Raw genomic sequence first — 19,295 nt, forward strand, 5'->3', positions numbered from 1 at the left:
GGCTGCTTCTGTCGACGATTGTCCAGGTTCAGAACCGTCGGGAGTAGGCGTGATGGCGTTGTTGCAGCCGTCGATGGACATCGTCCGGTCTCACCGTTATCTGCCCACACTAAACAGGCCGGTGGACCCATTGGTGACGGCAACGTCACCGCCCGACGGCAGACCACGGATAGTCGTGGCGTCGCCCCGTGTCGGCATAGGGGACGCAGGGCCGTGGGCTCACGACTGGTCGTTTGAACTCCTAAAACGGGTGTCGCAGGTTCGGTTCCCGCCGAGGCCCAACGGAAAGAGCACCTACGGATCTCCGTAGGTGCTCTTTGGGAACGGGCCCGCAGGCCAGACGAACTCAGACCTCCACGTACGGCCGGATCGCCGTGGGCGCGTGCCCCGGCTCCGTCGCCAGGTCCTCGAACTCGTTCACCGACGCGATGTCCGTACCGCTCATCGAGATGTTCGTGATCCGCTCCAGGATCGCCTCGACGACCACCGGCACCCGGAACTCCGCCGCCAGCTTCTTGGCCTCCTCGAAGGCCGGCAGCAGCTGGTCCGGCTCGGTGACCCGGATCGCCTTGCAGCCCAGGCCCTCGATGACCTTGACGTGGTCCACGCCGTAGGCGCCCAGCTCCGGCGAGTTGATGTTCTCGAACTCCAGGTTGACCTGGAAGTCGATGTCGAAGTTGCGCTGCGCCTGGCGGATCAGCCCCAGATAGGAGTTGTTCACCAGGACGTGCACGTACGGGATGTGGTGCTGCGCGCCGACCGCGAGCTCCTCCAGCATGAACTGGAAGTCGTAGTCGCCGGAGAGCGCGACGACGGAGCCCTCGGGGTCGGCCGTCGCGACGCCCAGCGCGGCCGGGATGGTCCAGCCGAGCGGGCCCGCCTGGCCGCAGTTGATCCAGTGGCGCGGCCGGTAGACGTGCAGCATCTGCGCGCCCGCGATCTGGGAGAGGCCGATCGTGGTGACGTACCGGGTCTCGGGGCCGAAGGCCCGGTTCATCTCCTCGTACACCCGCTGCGGCTTCAGCGGCACGTCGTCGAAGTGCGTGCGCCGCTGGAGGGTGGCCCTGCGCTCCTGCGTGGACGCGGCCCACCGCGAGCGGTCCTTCAGATTGCCGGCCGACTTCAGCTCGCGCGCCACCTCGACGAACAGCTCCAGCGCCGCCTTGGCGTCGGAGGCGATACCGAGGTCCGGGGCGAAGATCCTGCCCAGCTGGGTGGGCTCGATGTCGACGTGGACGAACTTCCGGCCCCGCGTGTAGACGTCCAGCTTGCCGGTGTGGCGGTTGGCCCAGCGGTTGCCGATGCCGAGGACGAAGTCGGACTCCAGGAAGTTCGCGTTGCCGTAGCGGTGCGAGGTCTGGAGGCCGACCATGCCGGCGTTCAGCTCGTGGTCGTCGGCGAGGATGCCCCAGCCCATCAGGGTCGGGACGACCGGGACGCCGGTCAGTTCGGCGAACTCCACCAGGAGTTCGGACGCGTCGGCGTTGATGATGCCGCCGCCCGCGACGAGCAGCGGCCGCTCGGACGCGTTCAGCATCTCCAGCGCGCGTTCGATCTGCTTGCGGCTCGCGGCGGGCTTGTGCACCGGCAGCGGCTCGTACAGATCGGGGTCGAACTCGATCTCGGTCATCTGCACGTCGATCGGGAGGTCGATGAGGACCGGACCGGGACGGCCGGTGCGCATCAGGTGGAAGGCCTGCTGGAAGACGCCGGGGACCTGCGCGGCCTCCAGGACGGTGGTGGCCGCCTTGGTGACCGGCTTGGCGATCGACGCGATGTCGACGGCCTGGAAGTCCTCCTTGTGCAGGACGGCGGTCGGGGCCTGGCCGGTGATGCACAGGATCGGGATCGAGTCGGCGATGGCGGAGTAGAGACCGGTGATCATGTCGGTGCCGGCGGGTCCCGACGTGCCGATGCAGACACCGATGTTCCCCGGGCGGGCCCGGGTGTAGCCCTCCGCCATGTGGGAGGCGCCCTCGACGTGGCGGGCGAGCGTGTGATGAACCCCGCCGGAGGCCTTGAGGGCCGCGTAGAAGGGGTTGATCGCCGCGCCCGGCACACCGAACGCGTTGCTGACGCCTTCGCGCTTGAGGATCTCAACTGCCGCTCGGGCAGCGGTCATTCGAGGCATTGAGTGCTCCTGCTCGGACCTGGGTGGAGTCGGGCTCTGTCGCGCCACCTGAGAGCACCTATTCCGCATTACGGAAACTTGGTTCTGCTATACGGAAGCAAATCTAAAGTGCGCCCGGACAGCCGTCAAGGGAGGCGGCGGAGTGCGGCCCGTGGACACGGCCTGGCGGAGGCGGTCCCGCGAAGTGGCTCAAGTCCCTCCCCGGGACCTCGCTCCTGGTGGAGCATGGGGGTACGGAGCGGAGTCGGCCCGGAATCCGGGCCGCCCGCGGTCCGTGCGGCGGAAGGAGGCCATGGTGGAGTCAGTGCCGGTACGGTGCCCGGCCTGCCGCCGCGACCACATGTTCGCCACACCCGCCTACCCCTGCCCGTGCGGCTCCCCGACCGCCCCGCCGCTGCTGCGCGGCGCCCCCGTCACGACGATCACCCACCGCACCTGGAACGACGACTGGGTGACGGTGCGCTGTCGCGCCTGCGGGCGGCACGACCAGTGGCCGCAGCCCGAGCTGTGCTGCCCGTGCGGCGCGGTGCTGCGGATCCCGGTCCGCCCGGTGGCGTCCACCGGGTCGCGCCCGGTGCGCCCGTCGCACATCCCGCTGCCGCGTACGGCCGCGGCCCCGAGGCCCGCGTTCCGGCCGCTGACGATCCGTACCGCGGGCGACGCGGTCGGCGCCGCCGCGCTGTATCTGAGGTGGCTCGGCTACCGGGACGTCGTCCAGCCCGCCGGACGCCCCTCGTCCCGGATCGACCTGCGGGCGGCGGGGCTGATCGCCCAGGTCGACTCCACGACCAGGGCGACCGCGCTGCGCGATGTCGAATGCCTGTGGCTCAACGCGCTGAGCACCTCGGTCACCGCGGTGTTCTTCTCGCTCGCCGGATACACGCCGGACGCCCGGGAGCGCGCGGACGGGCTCGGCATCCCGCTGTTCGCCATGGATCTCACCGGGACCCCGCAGCCGGTGAACGGCCCGGCGGACGAACTGGTCGGCACGGGCGCCTGAGCGCCGGTCCCGTACCGCTCGGCGGGCGGCACGCTCCATACTGAGGTATGCGTATCCGCCCCGCCCGACGCTCGGATCTCCCGCTGCTTCAGGACATCGAGCGTGCCGCGGGCGAGCCCTTCCGCACCGTCGGCATGTCCCGCGTGGCCGACGACGAGCCGCCGTCCCTGGACGTTCTGGACGAGTACCGCCGGGCCGGCCGCGCCTGGGTGACCGTCCGCCCCGACGACGACCGCCCGCTGGGCTACCTCGTCGCCGATCCGGTCGACGGCGCCGCCCACATCGAGCAGGTCTCGGTCCATCCGTCGGCCGCCCGGCGGGGACTGGGCGGCGGCCTCATCGGCCATACGGAGGGCTGGGCGGCGGCCGAGGGGCTGGCCGCGCTCACCCTCACCACGTTCTCCCACGTTCCGTGGAACGCGCCGTACTACGCCCGGCTCGGCTTCCGCGTACTGACGGAGGGCGAACTCACCGACGGACTGCGCAAGATCCGCGCCGAGGAGGCGGAACACGGCCTGGACCGGTGGCCGAGGGTCTGCATGCGCCGGGACGTGCCGCACCTCACAGAAATCAACCGGCCACGGTGAGTGCTATCGGTCACGTTCGAGCCAGGGGCCACAGATGTTCGGTCGGTTGTCGGTGGCGGGCCTTACAGTGGGGCGCATGGTCTTAACTCCACGGCTTTCTCCACCCAATGCTCCGGCGCACGCCCCTCAGCCCGCACACCTCGCCCAGCCGGCCCACCCGGCCGCCGTCGAGGCGAACGAGGCGATCCGCGCGCTCGTGGACGCACGCGCCGGACAGGACTGGTCCTCCGTAGAGTCCGCCGCGTACGAGGTGCTCCTGATCGAATGGGCGGCCGCCACGCGGGACGCCGCCGCGGGCGACATCATCGAAGCCGCCTGACAGCGCGCCCCTGCGCCTGCCGGTGCCCCGGCTCACGCGGACCCGGTCCGGGCCCTACCGGCCGTAGTTCTCACGCAGTTCGATCTTCCGGACCTTCCCGCTGACCGTCATCGGAAAGGTTTCGAGGATCTCCAGCAGGCGCGGCACCTTGTAGTGCGCCAACTGTCCTCGGCAGAACGCCGCCACCTCCTCCAGGGTCGGCGGGTCCGCCGGGTCCCCGGGAATGACGCAGGCCAGGATCTCCTCGCCGTACCGCTCGTCCGGCACCCCCACGACCTGCACATCCGCGATCTTGGGGTGGCCGTAGAGGAACTCCTCGATCTCGCGGGGATACACGTTCTCACCACCGCGGATGATCATGTCCTTGATCCGGCCGACGATCTGTACGTAACCGTCCTCGCGCATCACCGCGAGGTCCCCGGTGTGCATCCAGCGCCCCGGGTCGATCGCCTCGGCGGTCCGCTCGGGCTGGTCCCAGTAGCCGAGCATCACGCTGTAGCCACGGGTGCAGAGTTCGCCCGACGCGCCGCGCTCCAGCGTCACGCCCGTAGCCGGGTCGATGACCTTGACCTCGACGTGCGGCATCACGCGGCCGACGGTGCCGGTGCGGCGCTCCAGGTCGTCGTCACGGCGGGTCTGGGTGGAGACCGGGGAGGTCTCCGTCATCCCGTAGCAGATGGACACCTCGTCCATGTGCATCTCGGCGACGACCCGCTTCATCACCTCGACCGGGCAGGGTGATCCGGCCATGATGCCGGTCCGCAGCGAGGAGAGGTCGTACGAGGCGAAGCCGGGGAGGTTCAGCTCGGCGATGAACATGGTGGGGACGCCGTACAGCGAGGTGCAGCGCTCCTGCTGGACGGCGGCCAGCACGGCGGCGGCTTCGAAGGCGGGGGCCGGGATCACGATGCAGGCGCCGTGCGAGGTGATGCCGAGATTGCCCATGACCATGCCGAAGCAGTGGTAGAAGGGGACCGGCAGACAGACCCGGTCCTGTTCGGTGTAGGCGACCAGCTCCCCCACGAAGTAGCCGTTGTTGAGGATGTTGTGGTGGGAGAGCGTTGCTCCCTTCGGGAAGCCGGTGGTGCCCGAGGTGTACTGGATGTTGATCGGATCGTCGCAGGACAACTCCGCCTCACGAGAGGCGAGTTGCTCTGACGTCACCGCGTCCCGGGCGGCCAGCAGCTCGTCCCAGGTGGGGTCGCCGATGTAGTGCACGGCGCGCAGCGCGGGGCAGTTGGCACGGACTTCGTCCACCAGGGCCCGGTAGTCGCTGGTGCGGTGCGCGAGCGTGGCGACCAGGAGCGAGATCCCGGCCTGCTTCAGCACGTACTCCAGCTCGTGCGCCCGGTACGCGGGGTTGATGTTGACCATGACGGCACCGATCCGGGCGGTGGCGTACTGGACGATCACCCACTCGGGGCAGTTGAGTGCCCAGATGCCGACCCGGTCCCCCTTGGCCACCCCGGACGCCATCAGCGCACGGGCCAGGCCGTCGACGGCCGAGCCGAATTCCGCGTACGTCCAGCGTCGCCCGGAGGCCACGTCGACCAGCGCCTCGCGCCCGCCGAACGCGTCGATCGCCCGGTCGAGATTGCGTCCGATGGTGTCGCCCAGCAGGGCGGTGGTGCCGGTGCCGTGGGCGTAGGACAGCTCGGTCACGTCAGGTCCCCCTCGGCGTACTCGGCTCCGGTGCCCCGGGCCGTGGCCTCACGCAGCTCGATCCGGCGGATCTTGCCGGAGACGGTCTTGGGCAGCTCGGCGAACTCCAGCCGGCGGATCCGCTTGTACGGGGCGAGCACCGCGCGGGAGTGGGCGAAGAGCACCTTGGCCGTGTCCGGTCCGGGCTCCCAGCCCTCGGCGAGCACGACGTACGCCTTCGGGACGGCGAGCCGTACCGGGTCGGGGGCCGGTACGACCGCGGCCTCGGCGACGGCCTCGTGCTCCAGCAGGGCGCTCTCCAGCTCGAACGGCGAGATCTTGTAGTCGGAGGCCTTGAAGACGTCGTCCGCGCGGCCGACGTAGGTGATGTAGCCGTCCTCGTCGCGGGAGCCGATGTCCCCGGTGCGGTAGTAGCCGCCGGCCATGGCCTCGGCGGTGCGGTCCGGGTCGCCGTGGTAGCCGGTCATCAGGCCGACCGGCTGGGCCGACAGATCGAGGGAGATCTCGCCCTCGACGGCACCGGGCTCCCCGCTGACCGGGTCCAGGAGCACCACCTTGAAGCCGGGGCTCGGGCGCCCCATCGAGCCGGCCTTCAGCGTCTGGCCGGGCGTGTTGGCGACCTGGACGGCCGTCTCCGTCTGGCCGAAGCCGTCCCGGATGGTGACGCCCCACGCGCGCCGTACCGTTTCGATGACCTCCGGGTTGAGCGGTTCGCCCGCCGCGACGACCTCGCGCGGCGGGGTCCTCAGCTGGGAGAGGTCGGCCTGGATGAGCATCCGCCAGACGGTGGGCGGGGCACAGAAGCTGGTGATCTCCGAGCGGTCCATCTCGGCCATCAGCCGGGCCGCGTCGAAGCGCGTGTAGTTGAAGATGAAGACGGTCGCCTCGGCGCTCCACGGGGCGAAGAGGTTGGACCAGGCGTGCTTGGCCCAGCCGGGCGAGGAGATGTTGAGGTGCACGTCGCCGGGCTTCAGCCCGATCCAGTACATCGTCGACAAGTGGCCCACGGGGTAGGAGACATGGGTGTGCTCGACCAGCTTGGGGCTGGCGGTGGTGCCCGAGGTGAAGTAGAGCATCAGCGGTTCGTCGGCGTCGGTCTCCCGGTCCGCCGTGAAGGTCTCCGGCTGCTCGTCGGCCCCGCGGTAGGACAGCCAGCCCGCGGTGTCCGCGCCGACGGCGATCCGGGTGTAGCGGCCGGGCACCTCGTCGAACTTGCCGGTGTCGGCGTCCCGGACCAGCACATGGCGGACCCTGCCGCGCTCCACCCGGTCGCGCAGGTCGGCCGGGCCCAGCAACGGGGTCGCCGGGATGACGACGGCGCGCAGCTTCATCGCGGCGAGGGCGGTCTCCCACAGCTCCACCTGGTTGCCGAGCATGACGAGGATGCGGTCGCCCTCCCGTACGCCCTGGGCGCGCAGCCAGTTCGCGGCCTGGTTGGAGCGGGCGGACATCCTGGCGAAGGACATCTCCGTGCGCCCGCCGTCCTCCTCCACGATGTGCAGGGCGGTGCGGTCGTTGTTCCGGGCGATGACGTCGAACCAGTCCAGGGCCCAGTTGAAGTGGTCGCTCCGGGGCCAGCGGAAGCCCTCGTAGGCCGCGCTGTAGTCCTCGCGGTGCTCCAGCAGGAAGTCCCGGGCGGCCCGGAACGTCTCCGTCGCACTGGTTGCCGACATGTGCCCTCCTCATTGCGGACCGGACCGGTCTCTTAACATGATGTAAACAGTGACCCAGGTCTCACCACCCCCGAACGGGGGTGCCGCGCAGTCAACTGAACGCCCTGGGGCCGGGCAGAGAGGCGTCATCGTGCCGGAATCCGTCGATGCGGTGGAGATGCAGGCCGCGCTGTTGCGGCTGCGCCGGACGAGCGGGCTGCCCGTGGCGTTCGGGGGGCTGCTCTCCGACACCCGCCATGCCAGGATCGCCGAGCTGAACGGGGCGCACACCGCGGCCCTGCGCGGGCTGGTGATCTCGGCCGGCAGCGGGCTGGGCGGCAAGGCGATCGCCCTGTCCCGGCCGTGCGCGGTGACCGACTACCACTCCTCGCGCCACATCAGCCACGAGTACGACACGGCCGTGGCCGCGGAGGGCCTGCGCTCGGTGGTCGCGGTGCCCGTCGTCGTACGGCGCAAGGTGCGGGGCGTGCTGTACGGGGCGCTGCGCGAGCCCCTCGTGCTCGGGGACCGGACGTTCGACGCGGCGGTGGCGGCGGCCCGCGACGTGGAGCAGGCGCTCGCCGTCCGGGACGAGGTGCAGCTGCTGCTGGCCGTGACCCGCGAGGAGGTGACCGATCCGCGGGCCGCCCCGGAGGCGTGGGAGGGCGTCCGGGAGGCGCACCGGGAACTGCGCGCCCTGGTGCCGAAGGTCCTCGACCCGGCGCTGCGCGACGAGCTGCTCGCGGTGTGCGGGCGGCTCGCCTCGGCGGCCGGAACCCGGGTGCCGGGGTCCCGCGAGGTGCAGCTGGCACCGCGCGAGCTCGACGTCCTGTCCTGTGTCGCGGCGGGCACGACGAACGCGGTGGCGGCGGACCGGCTCGGGCTGCGCCCGGAGACGGTGAAGGGCTATCTGCGCTCCGCGATGCGCAAGCTCGGCGCGCACACCCGGCTGGAGGCGGTCGTCGCGGCCCGGCGGGCGGGGCTGCTGCCGTAGCCGCGGGGCCGGAGCTGGTTTTCCGTCCCCGGCGCCCCGTTCACACGGTCCCGCCGTCACCCGTCGAAGTCGACGAACGAGGCGAACCTGATGTCGTACCCGCTGCCCTCCCTGGTCGCTTCCGTCATCACGGAGAGCAGGGCGACGGCTTCCTCAGTGACGGCGTCGCGCCCGGCCGCGTCGAGCCGCCGCAGCTCCTGCACGGTGACGGTGGCCGGCGCGCCGGCCCGTCCGGCGTCCAGCCGCCAGAGGGCCGCGAGGAAGCCGTCGGCCAGCACACTTCCGTAACTCTGGTTTCCCACCCCGTTGCGCCCCTTGAACCTCGGCGGGATCACACGGGTGCGGTCCGCGTGGCCGAGCAGCACATTGTCGAACTCGGGCAGGAAGCGCGGCGGGGCGGGGGTGTCCTCGTCGGGGCGCGGGGCGTCGGGCAGGTCGAAGAGCTCGACGCCGTTCTCGTCCCGGAAGGTGACGAGCCCCGGGCGAAGCCGGTCGAAGACCTCCCCCAGCCGGGTCAGACCGGCCCATGCCTGCATGTCCCGCACCGACGCCGGCCCGAAGGCGCCGAGGTAGCGCAGCACGGTGGCGTCGGGCGCGGGCACCGGCACGGAGGGCCTGCCGAGCCAGTGCTCGACGGTGGTCAGCGCCACCCGGCCGCTCTTTCCCCACACCCCGCGCGGGGTCACCTGGACCAGCGGCAGCACGCAGCGGGCCGCCGTGCTCAGGGCCTGCGGGTCCGCGTCGGGCCACTCGGTGAGCAGCCTCTCGCGGATCTCCTTCGGGGTGCGGGACGCCTCCTGGACGTACTCGCGGCTGATGTCGCGGAGCCGGCCCAGGTCCACGCCCACGAGCCGCTTCCGGAAGATCCTCAGCTCCCGGTCGCGGGCCTCCTGGACGAGGGGGCGCAGGGTGAGGGCGTCATCGGCGGTGTGGGTGTGGATGGTGGAGCGCAGAGTGACGATGCGGACGGCCTCGCGCGACTCCATCAGTGCGGCGAGCTCGGCCGGGTCGAAGCCCTCAAGGCGGGCCAGGAGCTGGAAGTAGGGCGGCCTGGTGTTCTGCGCCTGGAGGCCGACGAGGTGCCGGATCGCTTCCTGGGCCGTCATCCGGGCGCGGCGGAGCAGCAGTTGGCGCTCCAGGGTCGCGCGCCCCAGTGCCCGAGGAGGGAGCACCGCGGGGGCGGGGGCGGAGATCTTCTTCTTCGGCACGGCCATGGGCGGCACGGTACGCGGCCATCAGGCCGGATTCCGTCCTGATCGCGTGGTTCTTCGTGCTTCGCCGTGCCGCCGGGCGTGGGACCCGGCTCCCGGGGCCGTCCGCCCGCATCATGGACCGGTGATCAGCGTCCTCTTCGCCGTCCTGACCGCGCTCAGCAACGGATCCGCCTCCGTTCTCCAGCGCCGGGCCGCCGCCAACGTCCCGGACCGGGAGGCGATGCATGTGTCGCTGATCGGTCATCTGCTGCGCCAGAAGGTGTGGCTCGCGGGCATCGCCCTGGTGATCGTCGCGGCCGTCTGCCAGGCCGTGGCGCTGGCCACCGGGCCGATCGCGGTGGTGCAGCCGATCTTCGTGATCGAACTGCCGGCGACCCTGCTGCTGGCGGGGTTCGTGATGCGGGTGCGGGTGCCCCGGCCCGTCTGGTACGGGGCGGCCGCCGTCACGGTCGGTCTGGCCCTCGGTATGGCATCGGCCGCTCCGGGCGGCGGGAGCACCACGGTGCACGGGGCGGCGTGGGTTCCGGCGCTGATCCTGACCGGCCTCTTCGAGGCGGCCCTGATCGCCGGGGCTCGGGCCACCCGCGGCAATCCCCGGGGCGCCCTGCTCGGCCTGGCCGCCGCCTGCGGATACGCGCTCACCGCCGCCCTCATGAAGGACGCCATGGCGCGGCTCAGCGACGGCGACGGGGTGGTGACGCTCTTCGAGTCCTGGCAGCTCTACGCCACCGCAGCGGCGGGCGTCGGCTCGCTGTTCCTCCTCCAGAACGCCCTCCAGGCGGGCACCCTGGTCGCGGTCCAGCCGTGCCTGACCCTGGGCGACGCCCTGATCAGCGTCCTGTACGGGGTGACCCTGTTCGGCGAGCAACTGCGCACCGGCTGGTGGCTGCTCCCCGAACTGCTGGCCCTGGTCCTGATCACCGCGGGCTGCGTCGAACTGGCACGGTCACCGCTGGCCTCCGGAAACGCGGCGTCCCCGTCCCGCACGCGCCGGGTGGACTGAACACCGGCGCGGTCGCGGAACGGGGACGCCGTGTTCCAGGAACACGCCCCGGCTGTCTGCCGGCTACTTGCTCACGGCGAAGCGCATCAGGGCCTGCTCGTCGCCCTGCTTGATCTTCCCGGTCTCGTTGATCACCTCAAGCTTCCAGCTCCCGCCGACGCGGAACGCCTTGGCCACGGCGCAGCCGTTGTCGTTGCTGAGCAGGCTCGGCCAGATGTCGGCGACCTGCTGGGTGGAGCCGCCCGTCGCGTCGTACACCTTGAAGCTGATGTTGCGCGCGTTCTGGAAGGAGCTGTGCTTCTTGTACGCCGCGGCGACGAAGACGATGGACGTGATATTGGACGGCACCCTGGCGAAGTCGACGGTCACGGTCTCGTCGTCGCCGTCACCGCGCCCGGTCTGGTTGTCGCCGCTGTGCGCCAGCGAGCCATTGCCCAGCGGGTCCAGCGAGTCCAGCCCCGCCAGCCGCACCGGCTCCGCGCCCTGCATCGCGATGGCGATGAGGTCGAGGTCGGTGCCCTTCTTCGCGCGGATCTTCCCGATCAGCCCGCCACTGCTGCCGACAGTGGGATCCCAGGACGCCCCGATGGACAGATGGGTCACCCCGTCCAGATCCGCGGGGCCGTCTTCCTTCTTCAACGTGATCATGCGTGATCCTCTTCGTGGCGAGATTCCTACAGCTTGAGTGTGCCTGGTGTCTCCCGCGCACAGCCCACCAGGGGCAAAATTTCGACCAAGTGTTTGACGCCTCGGGGCGGATTGTCCTGCGTCGGCACGATGTCACCGGACAGGGGCACGTGATACGGCTCCGCGATGTCCAGGACTCCCGGGCGCTCCACGCCCGCGGAGGACCCGCTCGTCGCGCCGGTCCCGCCGCGGTGGTGGCAGGGCCGGCCCCGGTTCATTCGGCCGGTGTATGCACCGCCAGCGGCGTCCCGAGGAGCTGGTGCCCGCCGCTGGCGAGCATGCGCACCTCCGCGCGCTCGCTGATCTCCGCCCGGATGATCCCTGTCTCGTCCTCGTAGACCGGGTATCCACCGGCCCCGGACTGTGCGGTCCGCCGGACGGTCACCGTGTCGTCCTCGACCGCGGACGTCTGAAATACCAGCTGATAGCTCTCCGGGTAATCCATGACGGCCTTTCCGTCGCTGCGTCTGCGGACGGCCTCTCGACGCGGTGCTTCACGCGTCTCTCCGTGCCGGTCCCGCGCTGGGGGGCCGCTCGGGCCCACACACCCACCATCCTCCCCCACTCCGGCCGTCGCCGCCCACCCGCCGCCGCACGACTGCGGGCCCGGTGCCGGGCGCCCTATCCTGAGGAGGTACGGGAAGTTCGAAGGGAATTGGGCTGCCGTGCCCCCCTTCTCCCGCGTCGTACGGGCATGACCGGGATCCCCTACATCGGGAAGGGACTCATCATGAAGGATGCCGACCGGGGCGACGAGGTCTACCAGCCCCAGCAGCCGGAGGCCTCCGACCCCGCCGATCTGCTCGACGCGGAAGAGACCCTGGACCACCACGACGTCCCCGACATCCTCGACCAGGGGTACTCCCCGCCCGAGCGGCCGTGGGCGGTGGAGGACCGGGGCACCACCGCGTCCGAGCAGCACAGCGGCGAGGCCCTGGAGGGCCGGCTGGCCCGGGAGCTGCCCGAGGTCGCCGACGAGCCCGGTGACGGCGTGGGCGACAAGCCGGACGGGAACGGCGAGCCCTGGGACGACGAGGTCGGGACCGTACGTGCGGGGCGCCTCACCAGGGAGCTGGACCGGAACGACCCGGACACCACGGCGGGCGAGGACGTCGGGATCGACGGCGCGGCGGCATCGGCCGAGGAGGCCGCCATGCATGTCGTCCCGGACGGCCAGGTGTAAACCATCGTGGCCCGGGAACCCGCCGCGCTCCCCCGCCACTTCGCCCGTCCGTCGCGGCACCGCCGTACCGAAGGAGAGTCAACATGCCGTACATCACCGTCGGCCGGGAGAACTCCGCCGACATCGAGCTCTACTACGAGGACCACGGCACGGGCAGGCCGGTCGTCCTGATCCACGGCTTCCCGCTGAGCGGCGCGTCGTGGGAGAAGCAGCTCCCGGTCCTGCTCGGCGCCGGGTACCGGGTCATCACCTACGACCGGCGCGGTTTCGGCCGGTCGAGCAGGCCCGTCACCGGGTACGACTACGACACGTTCACCGAGGACCTGAACACCGTGATGGAGATGCTCGACCTCCAGGACGCGGTGCTGACGGGGTTCTCCATGGGTACCGGCGAGGTCACCCGCTACCTCGGCAACCACGGCTCGCGCCGGGTCGGCCTGGCGGTCCTGGTGGCGCCCGTGCCGCCCTTCCTGCTGAAGACGGACGACAACCCCGCCGGCGTCGACCAGAGCGTCTTCGACGGCATCATGAGCGCCGTCGTCGCGGACCGGCCCGCCTATCTGACGGAGTTCCTTGATGCCTTCAACAACACCGACAAGCTCGGGGGCACTCTGATCAGCGAACAGGCCCTGCGGATGCAGTGGAACGTGGCGGCGGACGCCTCGGCCCACGCCACGCTGGCGTGCGTGCCGACCTGGCTGACCGACTTCCGCGACGACCTGCCGAAGAACGACGTGCCGACGCTGATCGTGCAGGGCGACGAGGACCGCATCCTGCCCATCGACTCCACCGGGCGGCGGCTGCCCGGCCTCATCCCCGACAGCCGCCTCGTGGAAATCGCGGGCGGTCCGCACAACATCGGCTGGACCCATGCCGAGGAGCTCAACACCGCGCTGATGGGCTTCCTGGACGAACACCGGCGCTGACCGGTCCGGCGTTCTCACGCTCGCGCGGCCCTCGCTTACCCCGGAGGTAATCGACCGGTTCCACGGTGTCGGACATCGTGTTCCTCACGAGCACGACGCGCCCGGCGCACCCGCCGGGGCCGACGAGAGGACCCCACGATGACCGCGTACGACGACGCCGTCCAGCGCTACTTCACCGCCTGGAACGCCACCACCCCCGAGGAGCTGGAGAAGGCCGTCGCCGCGGCGTTCACCGAGGACGCCACCTACACCGACCCGCTGGCCGCCGTGCGGGGGCACGACGAGCTGGCGGCCGCGATCAGCGGCGCCCAGCAGCAGTTCCCCGGCTTCGCCTTCCGTCCGGCCGGGGCCGTCGACGGGCACCACCGCCTCGTCCGCTTCAGCTGGGAGCTGGTCGCCGCGGCGGACGGCTCGGCGCCCGTCGCCGGTTCGGACGTGATCACTCTCGCCGACGACGGGCGGATCAGCTCGGTGAGCGGATTCCTGGACCGGGTACCGGCCGCCTGACGCGCGGTACCCGGCACGCCGCCCCGGCCGCCGGAGTCACGGACTCCGTCATCCCGGCCCCTGCCTGCCGGGTCGCGCGGGCGTGGTGCTCTCAGACCCGCTGACACACGGCGGAGCACACGCGCTTCAGGCCGATGTGACCTCGCGTCGTCAGGTGAGCGGATCGCTGCATGCCGCGCAACGCAACCGGACCGGTGCAAGCCGGTCAAACCATTGCCGCGTCATGGACACCGTTGCCCCTGACGGGTGTTGCCCCGCGTTGCCCCCGCATGACGGGTGTACGGCGGGGGCGTGAACAGCGGCGCCGGGGCCCTTGGCGAGGCGGGTCCGGATCCCGGTCGGCGGCCTGCTTGGGCCGGATGGCGCAGCGTTTTCCGAAATTCACCTCTGGTGCCTTGTCATCACCCGTTCTACGCGCATAGCTTGTGCCCCCTCATCACACTCTGAGGGGCAGTTTCCGTGCGCATATCCAGACCACGTTCCGTCCTGCTGGCCGGCGCGGTCGCCGTGACCCTCTCGGCGACCGCGCTGCCCGCCGCCTTCGCGGCCCCGTCCTCGACCGCCGTGATCTCCGAGGTGTACGGGGGCGGCGGGAACTCGGGGGCGACGCTCACCCGCGACTTCGTCGAGCTGGCCAACGCCGGCTCCGCCGCGTACGACCTGTCCGGGTTCAGCGTCCAGTACCTTCCCGGGGCGCCGTCCGCCGGTTCGCAGTGGCAGGTGTCCCCGCTCTCCGGCGCCGTCGCGCCGGGCGGCCGCTATCTGGTGGCCCAGGCCGCGGGCACCGGCGGTACCGTCGACCTGCCCGCCCCGGACGCCACCGGCACCGTCGCGATGGCCGCCGCGAGCGGCACGGTCGCACTGGTCTCCGGCACCGCGCCGCTGACCTGCAAGACGGCGGCCGACTGCGCCTCGGACACCCGGGTCGTCGACCTGGTGGGCTACGGCTCGGCGGTCGTCCGGGAGGGCAGCGGACCGGCCACGGGCGCCTCCGCCACCGCCTCCGTGGCGCGGGCGGCCTCGCTCGCGGACACCGACGACAACGCCGCCGACCTGTCCGCGGCCGCCCCCACACCGGTGAACGCGGCCGGTGAGACGTCGGGCGGCGGCGAGGACCCCGGCGATCCGGACAACCCCACCGAGCCCGGCACCGTGCGCGTGCACGACATCCAGGGCACCACCCGGGTCTCCCCGCTGGACGGCCAGGCGGTGACCGGGGTCCCCGGCATCGTCACGGCGGTACGCACCACGGGTTCGCGCGGCTTCTGGATCCAGGACCCCTCGCCGGACGCGGACCCCCGCACCTCCGAGGGCGTCCTCGTCTACACCGGTTCCGCCGCCCCGGCCGTTTCGGTGGGCGACTCGGTCCTGGTCAGCGGCACGGTGGACGAGTACTACCCGTCGTCCACCACGCAGTCCGTCACCGAGATCACCGCTCCCAGGACCACGGTCCTGTCCTCGGGCAACCCACTGCCGGCGCCGGTGGTGCTCAACGCGGCCTCGGTGCCCGGCGGCTACCTCCCCTCGGCGGGCGGCGGCTCGATCGACCCGCTGCCCCTCGAACCCGCGAAGTACGCGCTCGATCTCTACGAGTCCCTTGAGGGCACCCGGGTCGAGACCGCCGACACCCGGGTCACCGGCGCCACCAGCTCGTACGGCGAGGTCTGGGTGACCGTCGAGCCCAAGCAGAACCCGACCCGGCGCGGCGGCACGCTGTACTCCTCGTACACCGACCAGAACACCGGCCGGATCAAGGTGATGTCGCTCGACAGCACCCGGCCCGTCCCGGTCGCGAACGTGGGCGACGTGCTGTCCGGCACCACCACCGGGGTGCTGGACTACGACTCCTTCGGCGGCTACAGCCTCCAGGCCACCCGGCTCGGCACCCTCACCGACCGGCACCTGAAGCGCGAGGTCACCAGGAAGCAGAAGCGCGACGAACTCGCCGTCTCCACGTACAACGTGGAGAACCTCGACGCGCTCGACGAACAGGGCAAGTTCGACACCCTCGCCGAGGGCGTCGCGGTCAACCTGGCCTCCCCCGACATCGTGTCGCTGGAGGAGATCCAGGACGACAACGGTGCGGTCAACGACGGCACGGTCGGCTCCGAGGCGACCCTGAAGCGGTTCACCGACGCGATCGTCGCGGCGGGCGGCCCGCGGTACTCCTGGCGCTATGTCGCTCCGCAGGACGGCAAGGACGGCGGAGAGCCCGGCGGCAACATCCGTAACGTCTTCCTCTTCAACCCCGCCCGGGTCTCCTTCGTGGACCGCGCCGGCGGCGACGCGACCACCGCGGTGAAGGCCGTACGGACGAAGAAGGGCGTCACCCTGTCGGCCTCGCCCGCCCGGATCAGCCCGCTGAACGAGTCCTGGTCCGACAGCCGCAAGCCGCTGGTCGGTGAGTTCCGCTTCCGCGGGGAGCCGGTGTTCGTCATCGGCAACCACTTCACCTCCAAGGGCGGCGACCAGCCGCTGCACGGCCGCTACCAGGCACCGGTCCGCAGCTCGGAGACGAAGCGGGTCAAGCAGGCGGCGGAGGTCAACACCTTCGTCAAGTCGCTGCTGGCGGCGGACAAGTCGGCGCAGGTCATCACGCTGGGCGACCTGAACGACTTCGCGTTCTCGCCGACGATGTCCGCGCTGACCGCCGGGAAGGCGCTCAAGCCGCTGATCAACACGCTGCCGGCGAACGAGCGGTACAGCTATGTGTACGAGGGCAACTCGCAGACGCTGGACCACATCCTGACGAGCCCCGGCATCCGGCACTTCGACTACGACGTGGTGCACATCAACGCGGAGTTCGCGGACCAGGCGAGCGACCACGACCCGCAGATCGTCCGGGTACGGGCCGACGGATCCGGCCACCGCAACCACTGATCCCGCGCGGACGGGCGGCTCAGCCGCCCGTCCGCGGCAGGGCCGCTCCTGCCGCACCCGCACGCGGGTGCGGCAGCGCGAGGGGTCCCAGGGCGGGCGCCGTCTCCAGCGGGCGGTCGGTGAAGAAGCGGGCGACCAGGTCCGCGACATCGTCGGGGCGTTCCAGGACGACCCAGTGGTCGGAGTCCGTGATGGTCAGGAACCGGCTGCCCTCGATCGTCGCCGCGAAGGCCCGCTGCCGTTCGGGCGAGGTCACCGTGTCGTGCTCGCCCGCGAAGACCAGCGCGGGCACGCCGCTCAGCCCGCCGGAGAAGTCCGGCCGGTGGCCCAGCGCCCGGCGCAGCGACTGCGCGGCGTGCGGGGAGTGGGTGAGCGCGTGCAGGAACGAGCGCCGGACGTAGCGCCGGGCGAGCTCCCTGCGATGGACGTTGCGGGCCGGGTCCAGGCACATGAGCGCCTCGGCGGTCAGCGTGGCGAGCCCCTCCATGTCACCGGTGGCGAGCCGGGCGACGGCCCGGCCCCACTGGGTCCGCTGGGCTTCGCTGATGTGGGCCGGTACGCCGCCGAGCATCAGCCGGGCGATGCGGCCGGGGTTCTGCCGGGCGCAGCCGAACGCGATCGACGTGCCGTAGGAGAAGCCGAAGAGGTTGACCCGGGGAACGCCCAGGTCGTCGATGATGCCGGTGACGGCCGCGTACAGGATGTCGTCGCCGGTGCCGGGCGGCAGTGGGTCGGCGCCGCCCATGCCGGGCAGGTCGGCGGTGACGACGTGGGCCCGCGGTCCCAGGTGCTCGTCCATCTGCGGCCAGCCGTACATCCCCTGGAGCGCGCCGCCGAGGACGATGACCGGCTCGGTGCGGGGCGAGGGCTGCGTCAGGGTCCGGTAGCTGTAGCGCAGCCCGTGCACCGACAGGTTCCGGATGATCTCGTCGGGCATGGTGACCGTCCTTAGAAGGTCCGGCGATTGGGGGGTGCGCTGGGTGGTCAGGCCCTGGTGAGGACGAGTGCGGCGTTGTGCCCGCCGAAGCCGAGCGAGGTCTTGACGGCCGCGTCGAACGCTCCGGTCCTGGCCTCCTTGCTCACCACTTCGAGCGGGATCTCCGGGTCGGGGGCGTCCAGGTTGACGGTGGGCGGGACCAGTTGGTGCTGGAGGGCCAGCACGGTCAGCGCGGTCTCGATGCCGCCCGCGGCGCCGAGGGTGTGTCCGGTCATCGCCTTCGTGGACGTGACGAGGGGGTGCTCGCCGAGCACCCGGCGCAGCATCGTCGCCTCGATCAGGTCGTTCGCCACGGTCGAGGTGCCGTGGGCGTTGACGTGTCCGATGTCCGCAGCGCCGACTCCGGCGTCCGCGAGGGCGGCGCGCAGGGCCCGTTCGATGCCGAGGCCCTCGGGATCCGGTGCGACGGCGGAGTACGCGTCGCTGGACGCGCCGTATCCGGCGAGGTGCGCGCGGACGGTGGCGCCGCGGGCGCGGGCGTGTTCGGGGCGTTCCAGTACGAGGAGTCCGGCGCCCTCGCCGACGACGAAGCCGTCGCGGTGGGTGTCGAACGGGCGGCAGGCCGACTCGGGGTCGTCCCGGCGGGTGGAGACGGCCTTCAGCTGACAGGCGCTGGCGATCAGGAGCCGGGAGCAGACCGATTCGGCGCCACCGGCGACGACGATGTCGCAGGCCCCGGTGCGCAGCATCTGGTGCGCGGTGCCGATGGCGACGGTGCCGGACGAGCAGGCGGTGGAGACGGCCAGGCTGGGGCCGTGCGCGCCGAGGTCGGTGGCGACGCTGCTGGCGGCGCCGTTGACGACGGTGAGCGGGGCGAGTTTGGGCGAGACCCGGCGGGCGCCGCGCTCGGTGAGGGCGGTGTGCTGCGCGTCGTAGAAGGGCAGGCCGCCGTGGGCGGAGCCGATGACGACGGCGACGCGGGAGCCGTCCCAGACCGAGGGGTCGAGCCCGGCGTCCGCGACGGCCTCACGGGCGGCGATGACGGCGAGCTGCGAGAAGCGGTCCATGAGGCGCTGGGCCGCCACCCCGAGGACCGCCCTCGTGTCGAGGCCCGTGATGGTGTACATGAAGTCGCAGGGCAGGCCGTGGAGTTCGGGCCGGTGCGGGACGGAGGGTGCGGTGGCGGCCTCGGAAACCCCGCGCCAGGTGGCCTCGGTGCCCACGCCCGCCGCGGTGACGAGGCCGATCCCCGTGACGGCGGCGGCGAACGGCTCGGGGCGGAACCGGGCGGTCATGCCGCGGCCTTGCGGTGCACGGCGTCGACCAACTGGGCGACGGTGTCGCGCGAGGTCAGCTGCACGTCCTCCAGGTCGACGCCCATCCGCTCCTCGATGAGGAGCCGCAGTTCTTCCAGGGCCAGGGAATCCAGCCTGAGCTGACGGAGCGACGCTTCGGGGCGGATCGCCACGGGATCGGTTCCGAAGTTCGCCACCAGCAAGGTGCTGATCTCGTCTGCCGTGCTCATGGGCACTCCTCCGCTGTCGTACGCGGTGACGCCTTGCCGCGTGAGAGGTCACTGCCATCGGGGGACGCCGGCCGGTCCGGAGGCACCC

The 19,295-nt window shown here is 71.5% G+C and carries 18 protein-coding genes; 9 read left to right on the plus strand and 9 right to left on the minus strand.

Annotation, left to right across the window (positions count from 1 at the left end; genetic code table 11):
- Positions 1–346 precede the first annotated feature (346 nt).
- Complete coding sequence (gene gcl, locus AB0I52_RS11900) at positions 347–2,122, minus strand: glyoxylate carboligase (protein ID WP_363071416.1); 1,776 nt, start codon at positions 2,120–2,122, stop codon at positions 347–349.
- Positions 2,123–2,426: 304 nt separating this feature from the next.
- Here gcl and AB0I52_RS11905 point away from each other — a divergent pair, with 304 nt between their 5' ends.
- The 3 genes from AB0I52_RS11905 (at position 2,427) to AB0I52_RS11915 (ending at position 4,037) form a co-directional block, all read left to right on the plus strand.
- Positions 2,427–3,131 (plus strand): hypothetical protein, encoded by a 705-nt coding sequence (locus AB0I52_RS11905; RefSeq protein ID WP_363071545.1) that lies wholly within the window; start codon positions 2,427–2,429, stop codon positions 3,129–3,131.
- A 47-nt stretch (positions 3,132–3,178) separates the two neighbouring features.
- The gene (locus AB0I52_RS11910) at positions 3,179–3,718 is read left to right on the plus strand and encodes a GNAT family N-acetyltransferase (RefSeq protein WP_363071418.1); all 540 of its coding nucleotides are present in this window, start codon (positions 3,179–3,181) and stop codon (positions 3,716–3,718) included.
- A 76-nt stretch (positions 3,719–3,794) separates the two neighbouring features.
- A complete protein-coding gene (locus AB0I52_RS11915) occupies positions 3,795–4,037 on the plus strand; it encodes a hypothetical protein (RefSeq protein ID WP_363071420.1) in 243 nt (80 codons plus the stop codon).
- Positions 4,038–4,091: 54 nt separating this feature from the next.
- Here AB0I52_RS11915 and AB0I52_RS11920 read toward each other — a convergent pair whose 3' ends face one another.
- On the minus strand, positions 4,092–5,699 hold the full coding sequence (locus AB0I52_RS11920) for an AMP-binding protein (RefSeq protein WP_363071422.1): 1,608 nt from the start codon (positions 5,697–5,699) through the stop codon (positions 4,092–4,094).
- The gene (locus AB0I52_RS11925; protein WP_363071424.1) at positions 5,696–7,372 is read right to left on the minus strand and encodes an AMP-binding protein; all 1,677 of its coding nucleotides are present in this window, start codon (positions 7,370–7,372) and stop codon (positions 5,696–5,698) included. The genes AB0I52_RS11920 and AB0I52_RS11925 overlap by 4 nt, the downstream gene beginning before the upstream one ends.
- Positions 7,373–7,502: 130 nt before the next feature.
- Here AB0I52_RS11925 and AB0I52_RS11930 point away from each other — a divergent pair, with 130 nt between their 5' ends.
- Positions 7,503–8,345: a LuxR C-terminal-related transcriptional regulator gene (locus tag AB0I52_RS11930; RefSeq protein WP_363071426.1), complete on the plus strand. Its 843-nt coding sequence runs from the start codon at positions 7,503–7,505 to the stop codon at positions 8,343–8,345.
- A 56-nt stretch (positions 8,346–8,401) separates the two neighbouring features.
- On the opposite strand, the gene AB0I52_RS11935 is transcribed toward AB0I52_RS11930, so the two are convergent.
- Entirely contained in the window at positions 8,402–9,559 is a 1,158-nt protein-coding gene (locus AB0I52_RS11935) for a winged helix DNA-binding domain-containing protein (protein WP_363071428.1), read from the minus strand.
- Positions 9,560–9,680: 121 nt separating this feature from the next.
- Here AB0I52_RS11935 and AB0I52_RS11940 point away from each other — a divergent pair, with 121 nt between their 5' ends.
- Positions 9,681–10,562, plus strand: coding sequence for a DMT family transporter (locus tag AB0I52_RS11940; protein ID WP_363071430.1), 882 nt, complete (start codon positions 9,681–9,683; stop codon positions 10,560–10,562).
- Between the two features lie 63 nt (positions 10,563–10,625).
- Here AB0I52_RS11940 and AB0I52_RS11945 read toward each other — a convergent pair whose 3' ends face one another.
- Positions 10,626–11,210 carry a TerD family protein gene (locus AB0I52_RS11945; RefSeq protein ID WP_363071432.1) on the minus strand — a complete coding sequence of 195 codons (585 nt, stop codon included), beginning with the start codon at positions 11,208–11,210 and terminating at the stop codon, positions 10,626–10,628.
- Positions 11,211–11,463: 253 nt separating this feature from the next.
- Positions 11,464–11,694: a DUF6296 family protein gene (locus tag AB0I52_RS11950; RefSeq protein ID WP_363071434.1), complete on the minus strand. Its 231-nt coding sequence runs from the start codon at positions 11,692–11,694 to the stop codon at positions 11,464–11,466.
- 285 nt (positions 11,695–11,979) lie between these two features.
- Between AB0I52_RS11950 and AB0I52_RS11955 the strand changes: the two genes are divergently transcribed.
- From AB0I52_RS11955 to AB0I52_RS11970, 4 genes are all read left to right on the plus strand, one after another.
- A complete protein-coding gene (locus AB0I52_RS11955; protein ID WP_363071436.1) occupies positions 11,980–12,432 on the plus strand; it encodes a DUF5709 domain-containing protein in 453 nt (150 codons plus the stop codon).
- A gap of 83 nt (positions 12,433–12,515) precedes the next feature.
- A complete protein-coding gene (locus AB0I52_RS11960; protein ID WP_363071438.1) occupies positions 12,516–13,358 on the plus strand; it encodes an alpha/beta hydrolase in 843 nt (280 codons plus the stop codon).
- Between the two features lie 138 nt (positions 13,359–13,496).
- Positions 13,497–13,865 carry a nuclear transport factor 2 family protein gene (locus tag AB0I52_RS11965; RefSeq protein ID WP_363071440.1) on the plus strand — a complete coding sequence of 123 codons (369 nt, stop codon included), beginning with the start codon at positions 13,497–13,499 and terminating at the stop codon, positions 13,863–13,865.
- A gap of 459 nt (positions 13,866–14,324) precedes the next feature.
- Entirely contained in the window at positions 14,325–16,745 is a 2,421-nt protein-coding gene (locus AB0I52_RS11970; protein ID WP_363071442.1) for an endonuclease/exonuclease/phosphatase family protein, read from the plus strand.
- Between the two features lie 19 nt (positions 16,746–16,764).
- On the opposite strand, the gene AB0I52_RS11975 is transcribed toward AB0I52_RS11970, so the two are convergent.
- Genes AB0I52_RS11975 through AB0I52_RS11985 form a run of 3 tightly spaced genes read right to left on the minus strand, consistent with a single transcriptional unit; the run spans position 16,765 to position 19,207 of the window.
- Positions 16,765–17,682, minus strand: coding sequence for an alpha/beta fold hydrolase (locus AB0I52_RS11975; RefSeq protein WP_363071444.1), 918 nt, complete (start codon positions 17,680–17,682; stop codon positions 16,765–16,767).
- Between the two features lie 47 nt (positions 17,683–17,729).
- Positions 17,730–18,977, minus strand: coding sequence for a beta-ketoacyl-[acyl-carrier-protein] synthase family protein (locus AB0I52_RS11980; RefSeq protein ID WP_363071446.1), 1,248 nt, complete (start codon positions 18,975–18,977; stop codon positions 17,730–17,732).
- Positions 18,974–19,207: an acyl carrier protein gene (locus tag AB0I52_RS11985; protein WP_363071448.1), complete on the minus strand. Its 234-nt coding sequence runs from the start codon at positions 19,205–19,207 to the stop codon at positions 18,974–18,976. Before AB0I52_RS11985 ends, AB0I52_RS11980 begins: the two co-directional genes overlap by 4 nt.
- Positions 19,208–19,295: the final 88 nt, after the last annotated feature.

It is taken from the genome of Streptomyces sp. NPDC050423, assembly GCF_040655445.1.
Lineage (GTDB): Bacteria > Actinomycetota > Actinomycetes > Streptomycetales > Streptomycetaceae > Streptomyces.

What these genes read in the sequence shown, in the direction of transcription:
- AB0I52_RS11965 (WP_363071440.1), top strand. Translation starts at nt 13,497, where the DNA reads ATGACCGCGTACGACGACGCCGTCCAGCGCTACTTCACCGCCTGGAAC.
- AB0I52_RS11980 (WP_363071446.1), bottom strand. Translation starts at nt 18,977, where the DNA reads ATGACCGCCCGGTTCCGCCCCGAGCCGTTCGCCGCCGCCGTCACGGGG.
- AB0I52_RS11935 (WP_363071428.1), bottom strand. Translation starts at nt 9,559, where the DNA reads ATGGCCGTGCCGAAGAAGAAGATCTCCGCCCCCGCCCCCGCGGTGCTC.
- AB0I52_RS11915 (WP_363071420.1), top strand. Translation starts at nt 3,795, where the DNA reads ATGGTCTTAACTCCACGGCTTTCTCCACCCAATGCTCCGGCGCACGCC.
- AB0I52_RS11950 (WP_363071434.1), bottom strand. Translation starts at nt 11,694, where the DNA reads ATGGATTACCCGGAGAGCTATCAGCTGGTATTTCAGACGTCCGCGGTC.
- AB0I52_RS11955 (WP_363071436.1), top strand. Translation starts at nt 11,980, where the DNA reads ATGAAGGATGCCGACCGGGGCGACGAGGTCTACCAGCCCCAGCAGCCG.
- AB0I52_RS11945 (WP_363071432.1), bottom strand. Translation starts at nt 11,210, where the DNA reads ATGATCACGTTGAAGAAGGAAGACGGCCCCGCGGATCTGGACGGGGTG.
- AB0I52_RS11910 (WP_363071418.1), top strand. Translation starts at nt 3,179, where the DNA reads ATGCGTATCCGCCCCGCCCGACGCTCGGATCTCCCGCTGCTTCAGGAC.
- AB0I52_RS11975 (WP_363071444.1), bottom strand. Translation starts at nt 17,682, where the DNA reads ATGCCCGACGAGATCATCCGGAACCTGTCGGTGCACGGGCTGCGCTAC.
- AB0I52_RS11925 (WP_363071424.1), bottom strand. Translation starts at nt 7,372, where the DNA reads ATGTCGGCAACCAGTGCGACGGAGACGTTCCGGGCCGCCCGGGACTTC.
- AB0I52_RS11985 (WP_363071448.1), bottom strand. Translation starts at nt 19,207, where the DNA reads ATGAGCACGGCAGACGAGATCAGCACCTTGCTGGTGGCGAACTTCGGA.
- gcl (WP_363071416.1), bottom strand. Translation starts at nt 2,122, where the DNA reads ATGACCGCTGCCCGAGCGGCAGTTGAGATCCTCAAGCGCGAAGGCGTC.
- AB0I52_RS11960 (WP_363071438.1), top strand. Translation starts at nt 12,516, where the DNA reads ATGCCGTACATCACCGTCGGCCGGGAGAACTCCGCCGACATCGAGCTC.